17 protein-coding genes and 1 tRNA gene are annotated in these 20,919 nt (G+C 29.8%); 5 read left to right on the top strand and 13 right to left on the bottom strand.

Going from position 1 to position 20,919, the window contains the following annotated elements:
- The first annotated feature begins 45 nt into the window (after positions 1 to 45).
- The 3 genes from R3X25_RS05040 to R3X25_RS05030 all read left to right on the top strand — a co-directional run bounded on the left by R3X25_RS05040 (position 46) and on the right by R3X25_RS05030 (position 1,983).
- The gene (locus R3X25_RS05040; RefSeq protein WP_317672478.1) at positions 46 to 432 is read left to right on the top strand and encodes a hypothetical protein; all 387 of its coding nucleotides are present in this window, start codon (positions 46 to 48) and stop codon (positions 430 to 432) included.
- 18 nt (positions 433 to 450) lie between these two features.
- Positions 451 to 672 carry a YwbE family protein gene (locus tag R3X25_RS05035; protein ID WP_317672476.1) on the top strand — a complete coding sequence of 74 codons (222 nt, stop codon included), beginning with the start codon at positions 451 to 453 and terminating at the stop codon, positions 670 to 672.
- A gap of 108 nt (positions 673 to 780) precedes the next feature.
- The gene (locus tag R3X25_RS05030; RefSeq protein ID WP_317672474.1) at positions 781 to 1,983 is read left to right on the top strand and encodes a GAF domain-containing sensor histidine kinase; all 1,203 of its coding nucleotides are present in this window, start codon (positions 781 to 783) and stop codon (positions 1,981 to 1,983) included.
- A gap of 12 nt (positions 1,984 to 1,995) precedes the next feature.
- On the opposite strand, the gene R3X25_RS05025 is transcribed toward R3X25_RS05030, so the two are convergent.
- The 5 genes from R3X25_RS05025 to folB all read right to left on the bottom strand — a co-directional run bounded on the left by R3X25_RS05025 (position 1,996) and on the right by folB (position 7,089).
- Positions 1,996 to 3,828: a M1 family metallopeptidase gene (locus tag R3X25_RS05025; RefSeq protein ID WP_317672472.1), complete on the bottom strand. Its 1,833-nt coding sequence runs from the start codon at positions 3,826 to 3,828 to the stop codon at positions 1,996 to 1,998.
- A gap of 94 nt (positions 3,829 to 3,922) precedes the next feature.
- The gene (locus R3X25_RS05020; RefSeq protein WP_317672470.1) at positions 3,923 to 5,569 is read right to left on the bottom strand and encodes a S8 family peptidase; all 1,647 of its coding nucleotides are present in this window, start codon (positions 5,567 to 5,569) and stop codon (positions 3,923 to 3,925) included.
- Positions 5,570 to 5,579: 10 nt separating this feature from the next.
- Positions 5,580 to 6,440 (bottom strand): MBL fold metallo-hydrolase, encoded by an 861-nt coding sequence (locus R3X25_RS05015; protein ID WP_317672468.1) that lies wholly within the window; start codon positions 6,438 to 6,440, stop codon positions 5,580 to 5,582.
- A 144-nt stretch (positions 6,441 to 6,584) separates the two neighbouring features.
- A tRNA-Cys gene (locus tag R3X25_RS05010) sits at positions 6,585 to 6,655 on the bottom strand.
- A gap of 68 nt (positions 6,656 to 6,723) precedes the next feature.
- Positions 6,724 to 7,089 (bottom strand): dihydroneopterin aldolase, encoded by a 366-nt coding sequence (folB, locus tag R3X25_RS05005; protein WP_317672466.1) that lies wholly within the window; start codon positions 7,087 to 7,089, stop codon positions 6,724 to 6,726.
- A gap of 310 nt (positions 7,090 to 7,399) precedes the next feature.
- On the opposite strand from folB, the gene R3X25_RS05000 reads away from it, so the two are divergent.
- On the top strand, positions 7,400 to 9,079 hold the full coding sequence (locus R3X25_RS05000) for a glutamine--tRNA ligase/YqeY domain fusion protein (RefSeq protein WP_317672464.1): 1,680 nt from the start codon (positions 7,400 to 7,402) through the stop codon (positions 9,077 to 9,079).
- A 254-nt stretch (positions 9,080 to 9,333) separates the two neighbouring features.
- Positions 9,334 to 10,227, top strand: a complete 894-nt coding sequence (locus R3X25_RS04995) for a hypothetical protein (RefSeq protein WP_317672462.1) — start codon at positions 9,334 to 9,336, stop codon at positions 10,225 to 10,227.
- Here R3X25_RS04995 and R3X25_RS04990 read toward each other — a convergent pair.
- From R3X25_RS04990 to R3X25_RS04955, 8 genes are read right to left on the bottom strand one after another with little or no spacing between them, the layout of a single operon-like run.
- Complete coding sequence (locus R3X25_RS04990) at positions 10,213 to 11,679, bottom strand: hypothetical protein (RefSeq protein ID WP_317672460.1); 1,467 nt, start codon at positions 11,677 to 11,679, stop codon at positions 10,213 to 10,215. The genes R3X25_RS04995 and R3X25_RS04990 overlap by 15 nt on opposite strands.
- A 30-nt stretch (positions 11,680 to 11,709) precedes the next feature.
- Complete coding sequence (locus R3X25_RS04985) at positions 11,710 to 12,684, bottom strand: DUF4837 family protein (protein WP_317672458.1); 975 nt, start codon at positions 12,682 to 12,684, stop codon at positions 11,710 to 11,712.
- Positions 12,681 to 14,240: a lytic transglycosylase domain-containing protein gene (locus R3X25_RS04980; RefSeq protein ID WP_317672456.1), complete on the bottom strand. Its 1,560-nt coding sequence runs from the start codon at positions 14,238 to 14,240 to the stop codon at positions 12,681 to 12,683. The genes R3X25_RS04985 and R3X25_RS04980 overlap by 4 nt, the downstream gene beginning before the upstream one ends.
- A gap of 7 nt (positions 14,241 to 14,247) precedes the next feature.
- Positions 14,248 to 15,198 carry an OmpA family protein gene (locus R3X25_RS04975; RefSeq protein WP_317672454.1) on the bottom strand — a complete coding sequence of 317 codons (951 nt, stop codon included), beginning with the start codon at positions 15,196 to 15,198 and terminating at the stop codon, positions 14,248 to 14,250.
- A gap of 12 nt (positions 15,199 to 15,210) precedes the next feature.
- Entirely contained in the window at positions 15,211 to 15,972 is a 762-nt protein-coding gene (locus R3X25_RS04970; protein WP_317672452.1) for an exodeoxyribonuclease III, read from the bottom strand.
- Positions 15,973 to 16,025: 53 nt separating this feature from the next.
- On the bottom strand, positions 16,026 to 16,808 hold the full coding sequence (locus R3X25_RS04965) for a sulfite exporter TauE/SafE family protein (RefSeq protein ID WP_317672450.1): 783 nt from the start codon (positions 16,806 to 16,808) through the stop codon (positions 16,026 to 16,028).
- An 8-nt stretch (positions 16,809 to 16,816) separates the two neighbouring features.
- Positions 16,817 to 18,634 carry an AMP-binding protein gene (locus tag R3X25_RS04960; RefSeq protein ID WP_317672448.1) on the bottom strand — a complete coding sequence of 606 codons (1,818 nt, stop codon included), beginning with the start codon at positions 18,632 to 18,634 and terminating at the stop codon, positions 16,817 to 16,819.
- Position 18,635: 1 nt separating this feature from the next.
- On the bottom strand, positions 18,636 to 20,918 hold the full coding sequence (locus R3X25_RS04955; RefSeq protein ID WP_317672446.1) for a penicillin-binding protein 1A: 2,283 nt from the start codon (positions 20,916 to 20,918) through the stop codon (positions 18,636 to 18,638).
- Position 20,919 lies beyond the last annotated feature (1 nt).

Below are 20,919 nucleotides of genomic sequence, written 5' to 3'. Positions count from 1 at the left end.
ATAATTCACTAACTTTAATATTATTGAATATATAGATTATTTAAAATGGAATTTTCAATATTTGTTGCAAAAGTTATAGCTGTAATTTATTTATCTTTAGGTGTTGGGTTACTGTTTAACGGAGGTTACTATCAAAAGGTATTTATAAAACTTATTAATGATGCAACCTACTTAATTTTAGGTGGAATTATTGCTATTATAATTGGTTTTATAATTATTACCAACCACAATATTTGGACAAAAAATTGGACGGTTATTGTTACAATTATTGGTTGGATAGCATTAATTAAAGGTGTTTTATTATTAGCATTCCCTTCATTCTCTAAATTTTTTAAACCTCTTTTTAATAATGGAAATTTAACTAAAATTTTAGCTCCTATAGTGTTAATATTTGGTTTAATTTTTGCTTATTTTGGTTTTTTTAGTAGCTAGAAAAGCTACATTTGTAAAATGGATACTTCAAAAATTAGTGGTAAAAACAGAAAAAATATTCAGATTGGATCTGAAGTTGAAATTGCACAAAAACACCATCAACGTTCTGGTGAATTAACCGACGGATTTGTAAAAAGACTTTTAACTAAATCTTCCTCTCATCCACATGGTATTAAAGTGCAACTAGAAACTGGTGAAGTTGGACGTGTAAAATGGGTAATTAATAGTTCAGATTTTTAATTAACACCTTAAACAAACAATTATAACAACCTATATTTTAGACAATTTATTTATACATTGATTTAGACTTTTAAAAAAACTATATTGTGCGCGAAATAAATAGAAGCCATGCTTAAGCCTGATACACCTCAAAATGAAAAAGAAAGACAAAACGAATTAAATTCTTTTTCAATTTTAGATACTATTTCGGAATCTGATTATGATAATTTAACAGCTATCGCTTCTCAAATATGTAATACTCCTATCTCATTAATAAGTTTAATTGATAATAATAGACAGTGGTTTAAATCTCACCATGGTATAACAGCGACAGAAACCTCAAGAGAACTAGCTTTTTGCGCACATGCAATTAACAGACCACAACAAATATTTATGGTTAATGATGCAAGAAAAGATGAACGATTTTTTGATAACCCATTAGTTACTGGAGACCCAAATGTGGTGTTTTATGCTGGTTTTCCGTTAACTACTAACGATGGTTTTTCTTTAGGAACTTTATGCGTTATAGACCATAAACCTAAATCATTAACTGATGATCAAATTAAAACTCTAAAAGCTTTATCTCAACAAGTAATGAATTTGTTGTATTTAAGAAAAAATAAAATTGAACTAGAAAAAACGCTTTCTACATTAGAAGAAAAAAATAAAACATTAGAAAAATTCGCATCCATTACAGCTCATGATTTAAAATCTCCATTAATTGGCATTTCAAGTTTAACCAAACTATTTTCCGAAAAATATGCCTCAAAAATTGATAAAAATGGTCATAAAATGTTAAATGTTATTGGAAATGCTTCAAATAAATTATCTAGATTAATTGATGGTTTATTAAAAAATAGTAAGAGTGAGAATTTACTTAAAGAAAAGAAAACTAATTTAAATTTAGTAGCATTATTAAACGATCTTCAAACAATTTTTTCTTATGAAAAAAACTTACAACTAAAATTAAAATCTGACCTTTCAGAAATCCACATAAACAGAGAAGTTCTTGAACAAGTTTTAATAAACCTAATAACAAATTCCATTAAATATTGTGATAAAAAAAATGTAGAAATAGAAATTGGTATTGAACAAATTGATTTATACTATAAATTTTACGTACAAGACAATGGTCCTGGAATAGAATTTAAACATCATGAACAAATTTTTAAAATATTTGAAGTAATTACATTGAAAGATAAATTTGGAATATCAGGCAATGGAATTGGACTTGCTACAGTTAAAAAACTAATTTCAAAAAGCGGAGGAGAAATTAAAATTCAATCTGAAATAGGTAAAGGAGCGCGATTTCTATTCACAATTTCTAAATAAGTTTTTAAAAAATTAATTTTTAAAAATATTATTCTCTCTATTTACATCAGCCATTAAACCTGAAGTGTCAATTTCAACAGATTTTACTTCTTTATTAGCCTTAAAAGTGTAGGTTGGATTTCCCCAAGCCCAATCTTTTAAAATAGTAGCTGTTGTAGGTTTTTCTCCACGCAATAAATTTAAAGGAATATAAAATTCTTCTGAAGTTCCATCAATATATTCAACAGTAATATCAATTGGCATTGGCATTTTACCTACTCTAGCAAGTTTAATATCTTTCCCTTCAACTTTAGCAACAGCATAGTCAATAGTATGCGTAGTTTCAATCCATTCATTTAAATACCAGTCTAATTGTAATCCTGAAACTTTTTCAGCTGTACGCTTTATATCGTTTGGTGTTGGGTGTTTAAATTTAAAATCGTTATAAAATTTCTTAATAGTATTTGCGGTGTTTTCTTCTCCAATAATATAATTTAATTGCGTTAAAAACATACTACCTTTTGTATAACTTCCAATACTATACGCAACATTTGTATTAAATCTATCTGCATGTGTAGTTAATGGTTCTTCAATTTGATTTTCAACAGCATATAAATAACCTCTATAACTTCTTCCTCCTTTTGGTTTTCCATCTTCTTTTTTCAAAATTTTATTAGACGCTAGTGTAGAAATATACGTTGTAAAACCTTCATCCATCCACGAGTGTTTACTTTCGTTTGAAGCCAGTAATTGTTGAAACCAAGAATGCGCTAATTCATGAAAAGCAGTACCTACAATTTCACCTAGTGTTTTTCCTCCAGCAACTAATGTACACATTGCATACTCCATTCCACCATCTCCACCTTGTATTACCGAATATTTTTCCCAAGCATATGGTCCAATATGTTCATTAAAAAAATCTAAAGATTGCTCCATATATGGTTGCATTTCTTTCCAAGCTTTTTTGTATTTAGCTTCATTTTTATAAAAGAAATGTAATTTAACACCGTTTTTAGCTATTCTAATATCGTGTACATAATTTGAATCTGCAGCCCATGTGAAGTCTAAAACTTTTGGAGCTTTAAAATGCCACGCTAATTTATTGCCTTTTGGTAAGTTTATTTTTTTTGTTTTATCCTCGTAACCATGACCAATTTCTTGTGGGTTTTGTAAATAACCTGTTGCTGCTACTGTATATTTTTTATCAATATGAAGTGTTACATCAAAATCTCCCCAAACTTGATGGAACTCTCTTGCAATATATGGGTGAGCATGCCAACCTTCAAAATCATATTCAGCCATTTTCGGATACCATTGTGCCATTGAAAGTGCGACACCATCTTCACTATTTCTTCCTGCTCTTCTAATATGCACAGGTACCTGACCTTCAAATTCCATTTCAAAAACAACTTGTTCTCCAGATAAAATTGAAGTATTTAAAGTTACTTCTAAAATTGTTCCTTCTATAGTGTATTGGAGATTTTCTCCGTTTTGTTTTAATGAATTTACTTTTAGATAACCTATTTCATTTGGTTTTAATTTTGCAATTCTACTTTCATAAACTGGATTCTCTTTTGCACCAATATTAGTTACCATTCTACCATCAGGATCAACAATATTTTGTAGGCGTAAGTCCATTTCACTACCTGGTTGGAATGCATTAAAATATAGGTGGTAAAAAACTTTTTTCAAATCATCAGGTGAATTGTTTGTGTAAACTAATTTTTGAGTTCCTTTATATTGATAATTTTCTACATCAATATCAACATCCATTGTATAATCTACATGCTGTTGCCAATAAGAAGTGTTATTTTGCGCTGTTATAAAAGTTGATGTGACTAATAATAGTAAAAGTATTCTCTTCATTTTAATTTTTTTGAGGGTTTGCAATATAAAAAATGCTTATAAAACAAAAAAGCGCACTCTAATAGAGTACGCTTTTTTAACAGAATATTATCGTTTATTTATCACCGTTAACCATTTTATCGGCTAAAACAAGTGCATTGTATGCGTTTACTACTTTTCCAGAAACAGATAAGGTTGAAAAATGTGCTTTTTTACCTTCTCCACCAGGAATTAAAACATCCATATCAATTTCAGTACCTGAATTCATAATAATATGTTTTACTTGGCTAGCAGATAATTCTGGGTAATAACTTCTAACTAGAGTTGCAATACCAGCAACTTCTGGAGAAGCCATTGAAGTTCCATTATAACGAGCGTATTCATTATTTGGAATAGTAGAATAAATTTGAACACCTGGAGCAAAAACATCTACATTTTTTTGTCCATAATTTGAAAACGTTGCTGGTAAATTTTCATCATAACTAGAGCTCATTGCACCAACTGTTAATACGTTATCAACAATTTCTGAAATTTTGTCCATAGAATCATTTGGCCAATTTTCTTTCACGTCAATATCTTTACTATCGTTACCTGCTGCATGTACTAACAGTACATCTTTTTCTTCGGCATATTTAATAGCATCAAATACCCAATTACGGAATGGAGACCAAGATTTACCAAAGCTCATATTTACAACTTTAGCTCCATTATCAGCTGCATAACGTATTGCTAATGCAACATCTTTATCACGCTCATCACCATCTGGCACAGCTCTAACAGACATAAGCACAGCGTTATTAGCAACACCTTGTAAACCAATTCCATTATCACGTTTTGCCAAAATAATTCCAGAAACATGTGTACCGTGAGACTCTGAATCTTTTGATCCAATTACATTACCATTTCCATAAACAACATCGTTAATATTTGTTGGTTGATCTCCAACAATTGCTCTACCGTCAAAAGTTAAATCGTAACTTTTATTTTGTAATTGTGTATTGTAATACTCATAAAAAGCTTCTTCATTAAAACCTCTATTATTTAATCCAATTACAGTTCCTATTTGAGCTTGTAATTCTTTATCTTCAGTTTTTACTGCTTGCAAATCTTCAATTGTAAAAGTTTCTTTACCTAAAAGTTTTTTAACACCTTTATAACTTGCATCAATAAATTTTAAACGCTCCATCATAACAACATGATTTTTGCTTGAAGCTTCATAAGCTGTTTTATATTTTTCATATACATCAAAATCAGCTTTTTCCTCTTCACTAACATCCGCTTTTGATTTTCCATCAAAACGATCTTTGTATTTAGCATATAAACGTGTAATTTCTAATTGTTCTGGAGCTGCAACACCGTTACCTCCTAAAAAATTCCATCCATAAACATCGTCTACATAACCATTTTTATCATCATCTATTCCGTTTCCAGCAATTTCTTTTGGGTTTGTCCAAAGTACATCTTTTAAATCTTCGTGTTCAATATCAATTCCAGAATCAATAACTCCAACTACTACGGTTTCTCCTGTTTTTCCTTCTAAAAATTTATATGCTTTAACTAAACTCATACCTGGAATGGTATCTGTTGCTAAATCTGCATGCGCCCAATGGTTGAAATCTTCATCGCCAATAGTTCCTATTTTTGCTGATGAAACATCAACTTTTGTATCCATTGTTGGAACTGCCATGTTTTTTATGGAGCTACAACTTACTAAAGTAGCTGTTGCAAAAACCGCTACATAAACTGATTTTATAATTCTCATGTTAAATTATTTAATTAAATACTTCGTTAAATTTATATGTTTCGTTCAATCGAACGCCTTTTTCTGTATGTTTTACTGTGCATAAATGGTTTGCTGCATCGTGTTCCAAAAACAGTAAGTAATTTTGATCTGCAGCTTTGTTTAAAAAGGTTGCTTTTTCATCTATTGTTAATAATGGTCTTGTATCATATCCCATTACATAAGGTAAAGGAATGTGACCAACGGTAGGCAATAAATCTGCCATAAAAACTATGGTTTTATTTTTATACTGAATATGCGGAATCATTTGTTTTTCTGTATGTCCATCCGCTAATAAAATATCAAAACCTAATTCTGAATTTTTGATGAAGTTTGTTTCAGGAAGATTTACAAAATTTAATTGACCGCTAGATTCTATTGGGTTAATGTTTTCCTTTAAAAAAGATGCTTTTTCACGAACGTTAGGTTCTACTGCCCATTGCCAATGGTTTTTATTTGACCAGAATTTTGCATTTTTAAATGCTGGCTTGTAGCCTGTTCTATCTTTATTCCATTCTATTGCACCTCCACAATGGTCAAAATGTAAATGTGTTAAAAAAACATCGGTAATATCATCTCTATGAAAACCATATTTTGCCAAAGAACTGTCTAATGAAAAATCACCAAATTGATAATAATAACTAAAAAATTTATCAGATTGTTTATTTCCGCAGCCTGTATCTATTAAAATTAATCTATTTTCATCTTCAATAAGCATGCTTCGCATACTCATATCAATTAAATTATTACTGTCTGCAGGATTTGTGCGTTGCCATAAACTTTTTGGAACTACTCCAAACATGGCACCACCATCTAATTTAAAATTCCCAGTTTCAATTGGGTAAATTGTCATATTACAATTATTTTTTCTGAAAAAAAATTAAGGTTTCCTTAATTTTAAGTGTTAATTTTCTGATTTTAGCAAAGATACATTAATTTATACTTAACAAAATGTTAAAGAAAACAAAAAACCAAAGCATATGCTTTGGTTTTGTTGAGGCGTCGAGCGGATTCGAACCGCTGTAGGAGCTTTTGCAGAGCCCAGCCTAGCCACTCGGCCACGACGCCATAAATTGGATTGCAAATTTACACAAATTTAGTAAGCCTACAATTTTTTTTTTATGAATGTTGATTTCTTATAAATCCTTTCTCTTTTTAAGCATTTCAATTGTTACCATTGCTACGTTTCCGCCAATAGGTGGATTAATTTTTGAAACCTCTACTTTTGCTAACTTTACAATAGGTATTTCAATTAATATTCTATCTAAAATGCGTTTTGCAACCTGCTCTAATAGTTTAGATCTAATTGCCATTTCCTGTTTTACTATTAAGTTTAAATGTACATAATCTACTGTATCAGCTAAATCATCTGTTTGGGCAGATTTAGATAAATCAGCTTTTACGGACAAATCTACTCGATAATCAGAACCTATTTTACCTTCTTCTACTAAACATCCGTGATATGCGTATACTCGAATGTTTTTTAATTTAATAGTTCCCATTTAGTTTTGTATTATAATTTACAAAGTTAGTTGTTTTAAATTTTAAGTGTTGAGTTTTTAGTTTTGAATTACTGTTTTTTTTTAATAATTATAACTAACAACTAATTATTTGCGTTAGGGATGAAGCGGTATGTTTGAGCTCTTTTTTTGTTGTTTTTACAACTAAAAAAAGCGAGTAGCGACAGCCCGACCTGAAAGGGAACGCCCATATAATTTTTACTTTTTATAACATTTACCTACTTGTGAAGATTATTTCTAGTTGTTTTGCCAAAAAAAATCGATATTTTTGTGCCTTATTAGTTTTAATATTATGAGTGAAGAAAAAAAATCGCTGAATTTTATTGAGCAAATTATTGAAGAGGATTTAGCAAACGGATTACCGAAAGATAAATTACGTTTTAGATTTCCGCCTGAACCAAATGGATATTTACATATTGGACACGCTGCTTCTATTTGCTTAAATTTTGGGTTAGGTTTAAAGTACAATGCGCCAGTTAACTTGCGTTTTGACGATACAAACCCAACGAAAGAAGAACAAGAGTATGTTGATGCTATACAGTATGATGTAAAATGGCTAGGCTTTAAATGGGATAAGGTTTTGTATTCTTCAAATTATTTTCAGCAATTATTTGATTGGGCTGTTAAATTAATTAAAGAAGGAAAAGCATATGTTGATGACCAATCTTCTGAAGAAATGGCGAAGCAAAAAGGTACGCCTACTGAAGTTGGAACTAATAGTCCGTTTAGAAATAGATCTGTTGATGAAAACATGGATTTGTTTTTACGTATGAAAAATGGTGAGTTTGATGAAGGTTCTCATGTATTGCGTGCAAAAATAGATATGGAGCATGTAAATATGCATATGCGTGACCCTATTATGTACCGTGTTTTAAAGAAACACCACCATAGAACTGGTAATGATTGGTGTATTTATCCGATGTACGACTGGACGCATGGTGAGAGTGATTATTTGGAACAAGTTTCACATTCTATTTGTACATTAGAATTTAAAAGTCATAGAGATTTATACGATTGGTATGTTGACCAAGTTTATGACGCTTCGCTTTTAAGACCAAAACAACGTGAGTTTGCTCGAAGAAATTTGAGCTACACCGTTATGAGTAAGCGTAAATTATTACAATTAGTTGAAGATGGTGTTGTTAATGGTTGGGATGATCCGCGTATGCCTACAATTTCTGGTTTACGTAGAAGAGGTTATTCGCCAGAATCAATAAGAAATTTTAGCGATATTGCTGGTATTGCAAAGCGTGATAATGTAACCGATGTTGCTTTATTGGAACATTGTGTTAAAGATCATTTAAATAAGACTGCACCACGTGTAATGGCTGTTTTAAATCCAGTTAAAGTTGTTATTACAAATTACCCTGATGATAAAGAGGAGTTTTTAGACGCTAATTATAATGATTATGCTGAAGGTTTTGGTAGTAGACCTGTACCTTTTAGCCGAGAAATTTATATTGAAAAAGAAGACTTTAGAGAGGAAGCTAATAAGAAATTTTTTAGATTAAAACTTGGTAAAGAAGTTCGTTTAAAAAATGCTTATATTATAAAAGCTGAAAGTTGTATTAAAGATGATAATGGTGAAGTAACTGAAATACACTGTACCTACGATGAAGACTCTTTAAGTGGAAGTGGTTCTGAAGCTAGTAAACGTAAAGTGAAAGGAACTTTACATTGGGTTTCTGTAAAACATGCAGAAAAAGCCGAGGTTCGTGTTTACGATAGGTTATTCTCTGATGAAGCTCCTGACGGACATAAAGAAAAAGATTTTAAAGAATTTTTAAATCCTGATTCTTTAAATACTATTAATGCTTTTGTGGAACCTAGTTTAAAATCTGCTAAAAATTTAGATAGATTCCAATTTCAACGTTTAGGTTATTTTTGCGTTGACAAAGACACTACTGAAGATAATTTAGTATTCAACAGAACTGTGCCTTTACGTGATAGTTGGGCGAAAATGGAGAAATAATAATGGACTTAATACATAGATTTAAAAATAGCATCTTTTTATTTTTGTATCTATGTATTAATAGTCTTTTTATATACAAATACGGCATTCGACAAAATTTTGTCAATGTATTTGTTCTATTATTAGCGTATCCAATTATTCAGTTTTCAGTTTTTTTTATTCTAAAAAAAATAACGATTAAAGAACAGCTTTTAAAATGGTTGTTTTTTGGAGTTGTTATTGGTTTTTTTGTTTTCTCTATTGTACTTAATAACATGGTAGATGGAAACACTTTGATTGTTGATAGATGGTCGGCAATTGATGTTTCGGTAAACGCTGTTTTAAATAATGAATATCCTTATTCAGTTCCAAATCATTTAGGACAATACAGTTCTAATTTACCTTCGTTGGTTGTAATTGGATTGCCTTTTTACTTGTTGGGTGATGTTGGCTACTTACAATCGTTTACATTTTTACTTTTTGCTTATATTGTTTATACATCATTTTCAAATTACAAGGTTCGGTTATTTGGAATTTTACTTTTAATTTCTTCTGTTTTTTATTTATGGGAAGTGTACACTAAAAGTGAATTAATGAGCAACTTTATTTTTGTTTTAGGGTTTATAATTTTATGGCAAAAAAAATATTTAAAATCTAATTTTGAAAAACCATTTTTATTAGGAATTGTTTCTAGTTTTATTGCTCTTACAAGAATTCCAACACTTATTCCTTTAATAATATTCTTGTTCAAAGATTTTATAAAAACTTCATTAAAAAAGAAAATATACTTTATACTATCATCTTTAATTACGGCTTTTTTATTAGGGTTTATGGTATTAAAAGATTGCCCTAGTTTTGAAGTTTTAAAAACGTATAATCCATTAACTTTACAAGGAAACAAAACACCTTTGTTAATTAGTTTAGCTAGTTTAATACTGCCTATTTTTTTATCTTTTAAAGTGAACACCAAAATTATTGACACTTTAAAATATAGTATTTTAGTATTGCTGATTCCTGTATTAGGACATTTTTTATTAAGATGGTTTAATTATGGTTTTGATGCTATAATTAATAATTCTATAGCCGATATAAGTTACTTTAATATGGTTAGTCCATTTTTAATCATCTATATTCTTTTTCAATTAGAAAAAGAGTTAGTTGCTGAATAAAATTAAAATTTTATCTGATTTATTTTCAAACTTTTCTAATAAGGTGTTCATAAAATCTGGTACTCCTTTACAAACTTCCTTTAGATTATAATCGCTAATTATTGTTTTGACTTTTTGAGAATTTAAATCTGATTTTCTGACAACTAAAAAAATAGTTTCATCACTTTTTATTCTATTTACCGTAGGTTCAGAATAATTATCTAGATTATTTATTATAATATTAGATTTGTTGTAAAAATTGGTGGTTAAGTTCCAAGGTTTATATGGATTACTATCATTCAAATAATAAAGATTTGCCTTTTTAGAAGGAGCAATTTCATTAATTTCTTTAGTAATTTTAACTCTACTATTTAACATAGCTGGATTAAGATTTCCAATTCCTAAAAACACTAAATTAATTAGAATTAAAATTCCTGCAATTAATAAATTAACTTTTTTATACTTAAAAAATAAAGTTGATTTCCAGTTTATCTTTGAAATACTAAACACAATAATAAAAGGCATTAAATTAATTATAGGAAATAGAAATCTTATTTCTTTATGAGGGATTAAAGAATGAATAATTATAAAAGGGAAAACTATCCAAAAAATTAAGTTTTTTGGGTTTTTATATAGAAAAAATCCTAAACTACCTACTAGTAGTATTCCAATTGGAGGTATCGAATATATTATTGAATGTGTTAAATAATAATACCATGGAGATACTCCAAATGAAGATGCCTTACCTTCAATTAAATTTGATTTAAAATAGTTCCAGAATACTAGTTGCGGCTCGTTATAAAACCACAAATCTAGAATTCCACCTAAAAACACTATAAAGGTTCCAGCAGCAATTAAAGTTATTACATTTTTAAATTTTTCTTTTTCAATAAACAACAACCATAGTACAATACTTAAACATATAATTGCAATTTGAAATCGAACTATAAAACTCAATCCTAATATTGCTCCAATTATCGCATACTTTAAAGTGCTTTTTTTTTCATTAAACAATATTGAAGTTGCCCAAAGTATAATAAGCCCTGAAAGTGTTTCGGAAGAAAATCGAACATTAATAAATGGTAAAAACCAAGTAAAATATGACACTATTAAAAATAGTTTCCAAAACTTTGGGTGAATAAATTTTCGTACAGAATTGGTAAAAAAATAAATTGTAAATACAGCAAATAACCCAACTATAAGTCGAAGTATAAACGCCTTGTTATAAGGGTTGGTTATAGAAAATACATCGCATATTTTAAAAATGAAATAGGTTATTGTTGGTTGAAATGAAGATCTAATTTTCGCACCATATTCCCAAGCTAAATCGTTTGGAGTATTTGTTTCATCAATTAAACCCGCAAATTCAATAATTTGGTAATGCTCATCTGGATGAAGATATCCTATACTAAAATAAGCAGTTAATGAATACCAAAAAATGGCAATTAATAGTATTGATTTTTCAAATCTCATTCATTCAAAAATAGCAATTTAAAAATGAATTTAATCTATAACCAATGTTTTTAATATTGCTTCAATTTCAAACATATAATCTCTTTTATTAACACCTGGAGCATATGTTAAACCTTCAGCAATTACCAATCTATTATTTGGCTTATCTACTACTGTATAACTTAAAAAAGGTCCAGCCATAAAAACGCCTTTAACTTCCCATTTTCCTCTTGTTTCAAAAGCTTTTTTTTCTTTAAAATTAATTTCAAAAATATGCGGAGTGTAAGCTTCTTCGGTTATCATGTGTGAGCCTTCAATTTGACCTGGAACATACTTTTTCCCAAACTCATTTCTAATAGTTACAATATTATTTCCATTTAAATCGTCTTCTGAAGTAATTGGAACAGTGTAAGTGAAAATTTCCATACTTTCTCCTCCGTTTAAATGATATCTATACCAAACAATATCACCATCATCTTCCACTTTTGTATAAGATTGAGGAATTTTAATTGAATAACCTTGCTTTTCAAAAGTTTTAATTTTTGTTGGGTTCCAAAACTTTTTTAAAATTCTTCGTTGAACAGCTACTAAATCTGCATTTTTAAATACAGAAACTAACTCACTACTATTCTCTTTTATTTGAGCAATTATTTCTTCATTAGAAGTTCCAGTAATAGTAATAATTTTTTGAGGAGCAGCATAAACATCTGTATTTGTGTTAAAAGCATTTTCGTCTCCAATTCCAACTTGTAAAACACTTCTAGAGCCTCTAAACATGCTTCCAAAATTTTCTGGTGGAATTTGCGAAACTACAAATTGTGCTTCAGGTTGAGGCAATCCAACAACTGGTTCTCCTAAAATTTTTCTCAATTCGTCTCCAATTTCACCTTGCCATTCGCTATTTTTAATTACAACTAATAAGCTGTTAACTCTACCGTTAGCAGATTTTAAAATCTTTTTTTGAGGTCCTGATTCACAACTAAACAATGTTGCAATTACTACTAATAAAATTCCTAGTTTTTTCATTTGCTAAATATTTTTAATTTGGTACCTGGCTTTAAACCTTTTACGCTCCAATTATCGTTCCAATCTTTTATATCTTGAACAGAAACATTGGGAAATTTTTGAGCAATTACCCATAAAGATTCACCCGATTTAACCGTATATATTTGATGTGGACCTGTTGGTAATGGTTTCTTTTTTGTTGAAGTTGGTTTTTTTACTGTACTTTTTGATGAAGAAACCGAAACTCCATTCATTCTTCTCGGATAAACGGTTAAATACTGCCCTATTCTCAATCTGGTGCTTCGCATATTATTCCAACGCTTTAGGTTGCTTACTGAAACGCCATATCTATTTGCAATTTTCCCTAAAAAATCTCCACTTCTAACTTTGTAACGAATTCTATCATTAAGTTCAGTATACTTTGGTAAAGGCTTTTCTCTTTTTTCTTCTTGTTTTTCTACAAAAGCATAAATTTCTTCTTCATTAGATAAAAAATTTCCAATAGATTCTACAGGTAAAGAGAGTGTATAATTTCTTCCTTCTACATAAGGAATAATATCTAACTTATATTGTGGATTTAAAAATTGAAGTAACTCAATATCAACATCTAAAGTTTCATTAATTTGTTCAAAAGTCATTTGTCGTTTTACTTGCACAGTATCTGTTTTAAACAAAGGTAAAGCGCTTTTTCTAGCAACAATATTGTGCTCTTTTGCATACTCAAAAATGTACAATGTTGCATAAAATGCTGGCACATAACCTGCAGTTTCTCTAGGTAAATTATGTCTAATGTTCCAATAATTTTTACTTCCGTTTGACCTTCTAATAGCTTTACTTACATTTCCTGGTCCAGAGTTATATGCGGCTAAAGCCAAATCCCAATCTCCAAAAATTTTGTACAAACTAGCTAAATATTTACACGCTGCTTCGGTTGCTTTGTATGGATCCTGACGTTCATCTACATAAGAGCTTACTTTTAAATCGAACATTTTTCCTGTTGGATACATAAATTGCCACAACCCTGTGGCACCAACTCTAGATTTTGCTCTTGGTTTTAATGCGGACTCTACAATAGCTAAATACTTAATTTCCAATGGAATGTCGTATTTATCTAATTGCTCTTCAAACATTGGAAAATAATATCGAGCCTTTTCTAATAATCCTGAAAACGATGATTTTCTTCGTTTTAAATATGTTTTAATAATTGATTCTAGTTGTGAATTATACTCAATATGAAATGGTGTTTTACTGTCTAAAACTTTTAAACGTTTCTTTAATAATTCAGTTGGTAATTCTTCTAATTCTGTTACCAATTTTTCATCATCTCTTAATACATATTGAATGGTATCATACAAAGGTGAATTAATTAATTCCGTTAACCATAAACTATCAATTAAAGCAGCTTCTTTATTAATTTTTAAAGTTATTAATGAGTCTACTTGCTTTAAAACAATAGAATCTCCTTCAGAAAATAACGTCTTTGTATCTTCAATTGGCTCTAACTTTAGCGTATCATTTTCTACCTGTGCATATCCTAAACTAGTTAGAATTAAAAATAAAAGAGTTAGTTTTTTCATGTATATATTAGTAGTTAAGAAGTTTTGATATCTCGTCTAAATTAGGCGCTAATATAATCTCTATTCTTCTATTTTTAGCTTTTCCTTCAGTAGTTTTATTAGAATCAACAGGAACAAATTTACTTCTACCTGCTGCTGTTATTTGTGTTGGATTTACACCTTTATTTTCTAAAATTCTAACAATTGCAGTTGCACGTTTAACAGATAAATCCCAGTTATCAATTAGTGTAGTTCCTTTGTAAGGTACGTTATCCGTATGCCCTTCAATTAAAACATTAATATCTTGGTTTTCTGAAAGTACTTGTGCTAATTGTTGAACGGCTTTTGTTCCTTCTGTTCCAACAGCCCAACTTCCTGAACCAAATAATAATTTGTTTTCCATGGAAACATAAATTTTACCGTTTTTATGTTCAACCGTTAAACCTTTACCTTCAAAATTATGTAATGCTTTAGAAATTGCATCTTTTAGTTTTTGCATTTGAGCCTCTTTTGCATTTATTAATGCTTTTAACTCTGAAACTTGTTCTGCTTTGTTATTTAATTCTTTCTGAAGTTTCTCTAAACGTTGACTTTCAGCTAGTAATGTTTTTTCTTTTTCTTCTAATTTAGAAAGCAACTCTTGATTTTTCTTTGCTTGATCTGCTAATTTTTGAGAGCTTTGTGTTGAAAGTACATCATAAGATTCTTGTAAATTTTTAAATTTATTTTGAAGTGCAGAGTATTCAACATCTAAAATATCTTTCTTTGTTTTTAAAGCATTATAATTTTTTTGAAGCTCGGCTAAATCGGCTTCCAACGTTTTTTTTGCAGCTAATAAATCTTCCTTTTCTTTAATTAACGAAGCGTTTGAACTACGTAAACCATTGTATTTCGATTCTAGCTCTTGATATACTTTTTTTGAAACACAAGAACTTAATAAACTAACTACTAAAACTAATAAACTAACTTTTTTAAACATACTTATTATTTTTTATGATTCTATTTCAACTACTATTGGACAATGATCTGAATGCTTTGCTTCAGGTAAAATATAAGCTCTTTTAATTTTATCTTTCAAAGGTTCGCTTACCATATTGTAATCTATGCGCCAACCTTTATTATTGTTACGTGCATTTGCTCTATAACTCCACCAGCTATAGTGATGAGGCTCTTTGTTTAAATGTCTAAAAGAATCTATAAAACCACTATCTATAAAACTACCAATCCATTCTCTTTCTACTGGTAAAAACCCAGAAACTCCTTTCATTTTTGGGTTGTGAATATCAATTTCTTCATGACAAATATTATAATCTCCACAAATAATTAAATTTGGTAAATCTTTCTTTAATTCGTTTACATACTCTTGAAATTCAGCCATATAATTTAGCTTAAAATCCAAACGAGCATCGTTAGTTCCCGATGGTAAATACAAACTCATTACCGAAACATTATCAAAATCAACTCTTAAATTTCTACCTTCGAAGTCCATGGCTTCAATTCCTGTGCCATACTCAACATTTTTAGGTTCAATTTTCGATAAAATTGCAACACTACTGTAACCTTTTTTTTGTGCTGAAAACCAATAATGAAATGGATAACCAGCTTCTTCAAAAAGTGTTAAATCTAATTGCTCTTTATGTGCCTTGGTTTCTTGTATACAAACCACATCTGGATCTGCAGCTACCAACCAATCTATAAAACCTTTTTTTAAGGCTGCTCTTATTCCGTTTACGTTATATGATATTATTTTCATTTTTAGGTTTTAAAATTAAATAGATTTAAAGCTTGTAAAGTTAATTGAAACATTTAATGATTAAAAATATTAATAATCATTAGTATTGAAGCTACTATTTGAGTTCCTGCAAACAAATATTTTAAATTTTTAGGTTTTGATTTTAAGGCTATTTTTGCTCCTGCAAAACCTCCAATTACTCCAGCAGCTGCCAAAGGTATTGCCAAGTTATAATCAAAAAACCCAGCTCCTAAATGTCCAAAAAATCCAGCTGCAGCAGAAATAAATACTAAAGTTGTTGACGTACCAATTGCTACTTGCATTGGCACGCTCATAGTTAAAATCATTAATGGAACTAAAAAAGAACCTCCTGAAACTCCAACCATACCCGAAATAAATCCGGTTAACAAAACTATTGGCACGCTTACTAACAAATTTACTTGATAAGTTTCGTTATTAGAAGTAAGAGAAATTACCCATTTATAATCGTTTTTTAGTTTCTGTTTTGGTTTGCGCAACATAAAAAGGGCTGCAATAAACATAACTATTGCAAATATTAATTTTAACATTTTTTCATCAAAATATTGACCTAAAAAACCTCCAGCCATTGCTGATATAAAAATTAAAACCCCTAATAAAATAGTTAATTTCCAATGATTCATTTTTTGCTTACTAAACAAAATAGCGGCCATTAACGAAGAACACATTAAAATAAATTGCCCTGTTGAAGCTGAAATATTCATACTTATTCCGGCAATTACCAATGTAAGCACGTAAAAATTTCCTCCACCTCTTCCAGTCATTGTCATTACAAATGCAATTAACATAATAATGGTTGCTAAAATCCAAATATTCATTGCTTATTTTATTTATTTAAGTATAAATCTCTTAATTTTCTTCGCATTACTTTATTTGAAGCTGTTCTAGGTAGTTTTTCTATTTCAACCAAATCTACAAGTTTAAATAACGGATTTAATTGTTTTTTAATACAATTTTTAGCTTCAATATATTTTTCTTCTGAAGTTTTTTCTGAAGTAAATTCTACACTATAAACTACTAATTCACTTGGACCTCCATTTTTAGGAGAAACAGCAATGGCAGCCGATTCATTTACAAAATCTAGTTTATTTATTACTGCTTCTATTTGAATAGAGCTCACTTTTATTCCGCCTAAATTCATGGCATCATCAACACGGCCTTGTGCTTTGTAATATCCATTTTCAAGTTGCTGCATTTGATCACCATGACGGCGTAATAATTTTCCCTTATATGTTGGAGTTCCTTCGTAATACGCCTTAAAATGATCTCTATTTATTAATCTATTTGATAAACCTAAAATAGGTGGTATTAAAAAAACTTCTCCTTTATCAGCTTTATTATTTTCTTCATTTAACAACACAAATTCACCACCTAAAGCTTGGCTAGAAAATGTACTTGCTATATTTTCTTGAACTACTGTACTTGTTATATAACCTCCACCAATTTCTGTACCTCCACAATATTCAATTACAGGTTTGTTATTTACCAATTGCATTAAATATTCCATTTCTGTTGGGTTTGAAACTTCGCCAGTAGAACTAAAACACTTTATGTTATCCCAATTGAATTGCTCCATACATTTTGAAGATTTCCAATATTTTACAATACTTGGTATTACACCTAGCATAGTAACATTTGCATCTTGAACAAATTTACCAAAACCATAACCTGTTGGAATTCCATAATACAAACCAATGGCTGCTTTATTTATTAATGAAGCAAAAACCAACCAAGGTCCCATCATCCAACCTAAATTTGTTGGCCAACACACCACATCACTTTTTTGTATATTTTGATGGTAATAACCATCACTTGCACTTTTAATTGGAGTTAAATGTGTCCATGGAATTGCTTTTGGTTTTCCTGTAGTTCCCGAGGAAAAAAGTATGGTAATTACTTCTTCTGGTTTTTGAATAACTGATTTAAAAGAAGTTTTTTTAGAAAGAAAATCGTTCCAAAAAATATCATTTTCCCTTAAATCAATAGTTTCTTCTATCGTTTGAATTACAATTGCTTTTGGAGCATTTGCCTCAACAACTTTATTAAATAAATGAAGTGTTTTTCCTGCTCTTTGCAAATAATCTTGTGTGAAAATTACTTTTGGTTTAGCTATGTTTAAACGAACTTTAATTTCGCTTGGAGTAAAACTATCCGCAATTGTTACAATTGGCATTCCGGCTTTAATTCCAGCCAAATATATAGCCACAGCTTCCAAAGTCATTGGCATATCAATAGCAATTGCATCACCAACTTTTAAACCATGTTCAATAAGTGAGTTTGCTATTTTATTTACTAGATTCTCAAGTTCTTTTTGAGTAACTTTTTTAATTGATTTTTCTTCTTCCTGAAAAACTACAGCTATGTCATCATCACCATTTTGAAAACAAGCATCTACAATATTAAATTCAGCACCTTTTAACCATTCGGCATTTTCAATACCTTTTGAAGTATCTAAAATTTTATCAAAATTTTTATGAAAAGGTATTCCTAAATTTTCAACGGTTTGTTGCCAAAATGCTTCTTTGTTTTCTACAGACCATCTCCAAAAATTAGTATAACTTTGAAAACCATTTTTTTGCATCATTTTATAAATGTTGCTGTTATTTATTATTTTATTAGTAGGTTTCCAAGTGTTTTTAGCCATTTTAAAATTCTGGTTCGTCTTCTAAAATAGTATCAGTAGCTTCTGCATCTTTTTTATCACAATCAATTTCAATATCTAAATTTTCAGGTTTTTCAAATTCTTCTTGACTAATTTCTAGCTCTTTATCAGCATATAATTTTTTATGGTATAAAGCCCAAATAGGTAAAGCCATTGAGGCTCCTTGACCTTTTCCTATTCCATAAAAATGCGCTGCTCTATCTTCAGCACCAACCCAAACTCCTGTAGCTAAATTTGGTACAATTCCCATAAACCAACCATCCGATTGATTTTGAGTTGTTCCTGTTTTACCTGCAATAGGATTTGTGAATTTATATGGAAAACCAGTAACCACATTATCTGGGTAATTTCCCCACGAAGTTCTTAATCTAATACCCGAACCTGCTTGCGTAACACCTTCTAATAAATTTATTATAACATACGCAGATTCTTCACTTAAAACCTCTTTAGATGAAGGTACAAATTGCTCTAAGACTGTCCCGTTTTTATCTTCAATTTTAAGAATCATCATTGGTTCAATTTGCAATCCTTTATTAGCAAAAGTTGCATAGGCGCCAACCATTTCAAACAATGATAAATCTACCGAACCTAATGCAATTGCAGGAACTGCAGGAATTTCAGATTTTATACCTGCGCTTGTTGCTAAATTCACTACATTTTCAGGGTTTACCATATCAATTAATCTTGCGGTAATTACATTTACTGAACCTGCAAGCGCTTGTTTTAAGGTTAATTCTCCACCGTATTTTTCACTTGCATTTTTTGGTGTCCAATCTTTTGGCATTCCATATTTATCTTTTGGAATAGTATAGAGCGTATTTGGAAATTTTTCGCAAGGTGAAAGTTTTAATTGATTAATAGCGGTAGCATATACAAATGGCTTAAATGTTGATCCAACCTGACGTTTTTGTTGTTTTACGGCATCAAATTGGAAGTGTTTGTAATTAATTCCTCCAACCCAAACTTTTACATGACCTGTTTGCGGCTCTATTGACAAAACTCCTGAACGTAAAAAATGTTTATAATAGAAAATGGAATCTTTTGGAGACATAATAGTATCAATTTCTCCTTTCCAAGAGAATACTTTCATGTCTGTTTTTTTATCAAAAGAAGCTTTAATTTCCTTTTCTGAAGCTCCATTTTTTTTCATTCGTTTCCATCTATTAGAGCGTTTCATAGCTTGTTCAATGGTTATATTTATTTGTTTTTTATCTAAATCGTAGAAAGGAGCAGTTTTATTTTTTTTATGTTCTTTGAAAAAAGCGCGTTGTAAATTAGACATATGCTGTTTCATAGCATCTTCAGCATATTCTTGCATTCTAGAGTCTAACGTAACATATATTTTTAAACCATCACGGTGTAAGTTATATTCTGTTCCATCTGGTTTTGGATTATTTTTAATCCAATTTTTCATAAAATCACGTAAATACTCTCTAAAGTAAGTTGCAGAACCATCGCTATGAGTTTCTCTATGAATATCAAGTCCTAAATCCTTTTTTTGCAATGTATCTTTTTGAATTTCAGTAATAAATTCATTTTTATACATTTGACCCAACACGGTGTTTCTTCTGTTTATAACTCTTTCGGGTCTTCGTAATGGATTGTATAATGAAGCATTTTTTAACATTCCAATTAACATTGCCGATTCCGAAACGGTTAACTCTTTAGGTTCTTTCCCAAAGTATATTCTAGATGCAGAACGAATCCCTACTGCTAAATTCAAGAAATCATACTTGTTTAAGTACATAGTCAAAATTTCTTGTTTAGTATATTGGCGTTCTAAACGAGTTGCAATAACATACTCTTTAAACTTTTGACCAATACGCTGAACAATATTTTTAGAACCTTCTCCGTGAAATAATAATTTTGCTAATTGCTGTGTAATAGTACTACCTCCTCCATCTTTACCTAATTTAACTACGGCACGTAATGTTGCTTTAAAATCGATTCCTGAATGCTCATAGAAACGTTCATCTTCAGTAGCAACTAAAGCTTCTAGCAAATTTTTTGGTAAATCTTTATATTTTACTGGTGTTCTATTTTCTTTAAAATATTTACCTAGTGTTTTTCCATCAATAGAAATAACTTCGGTAGCTAAATTATTTTCTGGATTTTCTAGTTCTTCAAATGTTGGAAGCGGACCAAAAACTCCCCAAGAAGCCATTAAAAACAATAAAATTAAGATAAATGTTCCTCCTAAAATGGCTGCCCAAAACCATTTAATATATTTTAAAAAATTTGGTGCTTCTGTTTTTTTTGTTGTCATT

This window comes from Lutibacter sp. TH_r2 (genome assembly GCF_033101135.1).
In the GTDB taxonomy this organism is placed as follows: Bacteria; Bacteroidota; Bacteroidia; order Flavobacteriales; family Flavobacteriaceae; genus Lutibacter.
Note: the sequence above shows the minus strand (reverse complement) of the source record. Positions and strands in the feature narration are given on the sequence as shown.

Bases quoted from the DNA above. Each gene is read 5' to 3' on its own strand.
- R3X25_RS05040 (WP_317672478.1), top strand. From the start codon at position 46: ATGGAATTTTCAATATTTGTTGCAAAAGTTATAGCTGTAATTTATTTA.
- R3X25_RS05035 (WP_317672476.1), top strand. From the start codon at position 451: ATGGATACTTCAAAAATTAGTGGTAAAAACAGAAAAAATATTCAGATT.
- R3X25_RS05030 (WP_317672474.1), top strand. From the start codon at position 781: ATGCTTAAGCCTGATACACCTCAAAATGAAAAAGAAAGACAAAACGAA.
- R3X25_RS05025 (WP_317672472.1), bottom strand. From the start codon at position 3,828: ATGAAGAGAATACTTTTACTATTATTAGTCACATCAACTTTTATAACA.
- R3X25_RS05020 (WP_317672470.1), bottom strand. From the start codon at position 5,569: ATGAGAATTATAAAATCAGTTTATGTAGCGGTTTTTGCAACAGCTACT.
- R3X25_RS05015 (WP_317672468.1), bottom strand. From the start codon at position 6,440: ATGACAATTTACCCAATTGAAACTGGGAATTTTAAATTAGATGGTGGT.
- folB (WP_317672466.1), bottom strand. From the start codon at position 7,089: ATGGGAACTATTAAATTAAAAAACATTCGAGTATACGCATATCACGGA.
- R3X25_RS05000 (WP_317672464.1), top strand. From the start codon at position 7,400: ATGAGTGAAGAAAAAAAATCGCTGAATTTTATTGAGCAAATTATTGAA.
- R3X25_RS04995 (WP_317672462.1), top strand. From the start codon at position 9,334: ATGGTAGATGGAAACACTTTGATTGTTGATAGATGGTCGGCAATTGAT.
- R3X25_RS04990 (WP_317672460.1), bottom strand. From the start codon at position 11,679: ATGAGATTTGAAAAATCAATACTATTAATTGCCATTTTTTGGTATTCA.
- R3X25_RS04985 (WP_317672458.1), bottom strand. From the start codon at position 12,684: ATGAAAAAACTAGGAATTTTATTAGTAGTAATTGCAACATTGTTTAGT.
- R3X25_RS04980 (WP_317672456.1), bottom strand. From the start codon at position 14,240: ATGAAAAAACTAACTCTTTTATTTTTAATTCTAACTAGTTTAGGATAT.
- R3X25_RS04975 (WP_317672454.1), bottom strand. From the start codon at position 15,198: ATGTTTAAAAAAGTTAGTTTATTAGTTTTAGTAGTTAGTTTATTAAGT.
- R3X25_RS04970 (WP_317672452.1), bottom strand. From the start codon at position 15,972: ATGAAAATAATATCATATAACGTAAACGGAATAAGAGCAGCCTTAAAA.
- R3X25_RS04965 (WP_317672450.1), bottom strand. From the start codon at position 16,808: ATGAATATTTGGATTTTAGCAACCATTATTATGTTAATTGCATTTGTA.
- R3X25_RS04960 (WP_317672448.1), bottom strand. From the start codon at position 18,634: ATGGCTAAAAACACTTGGAAACCTACTAATAAAATAATAAATAACAGC.
- R3X25_RS04955 (WP_317672446.1), bottom strand. From the start codon at position 20,918: ATGACAACAAAAAAAACAGAAGCACCAAATTTTTTAAAATATATTAAA.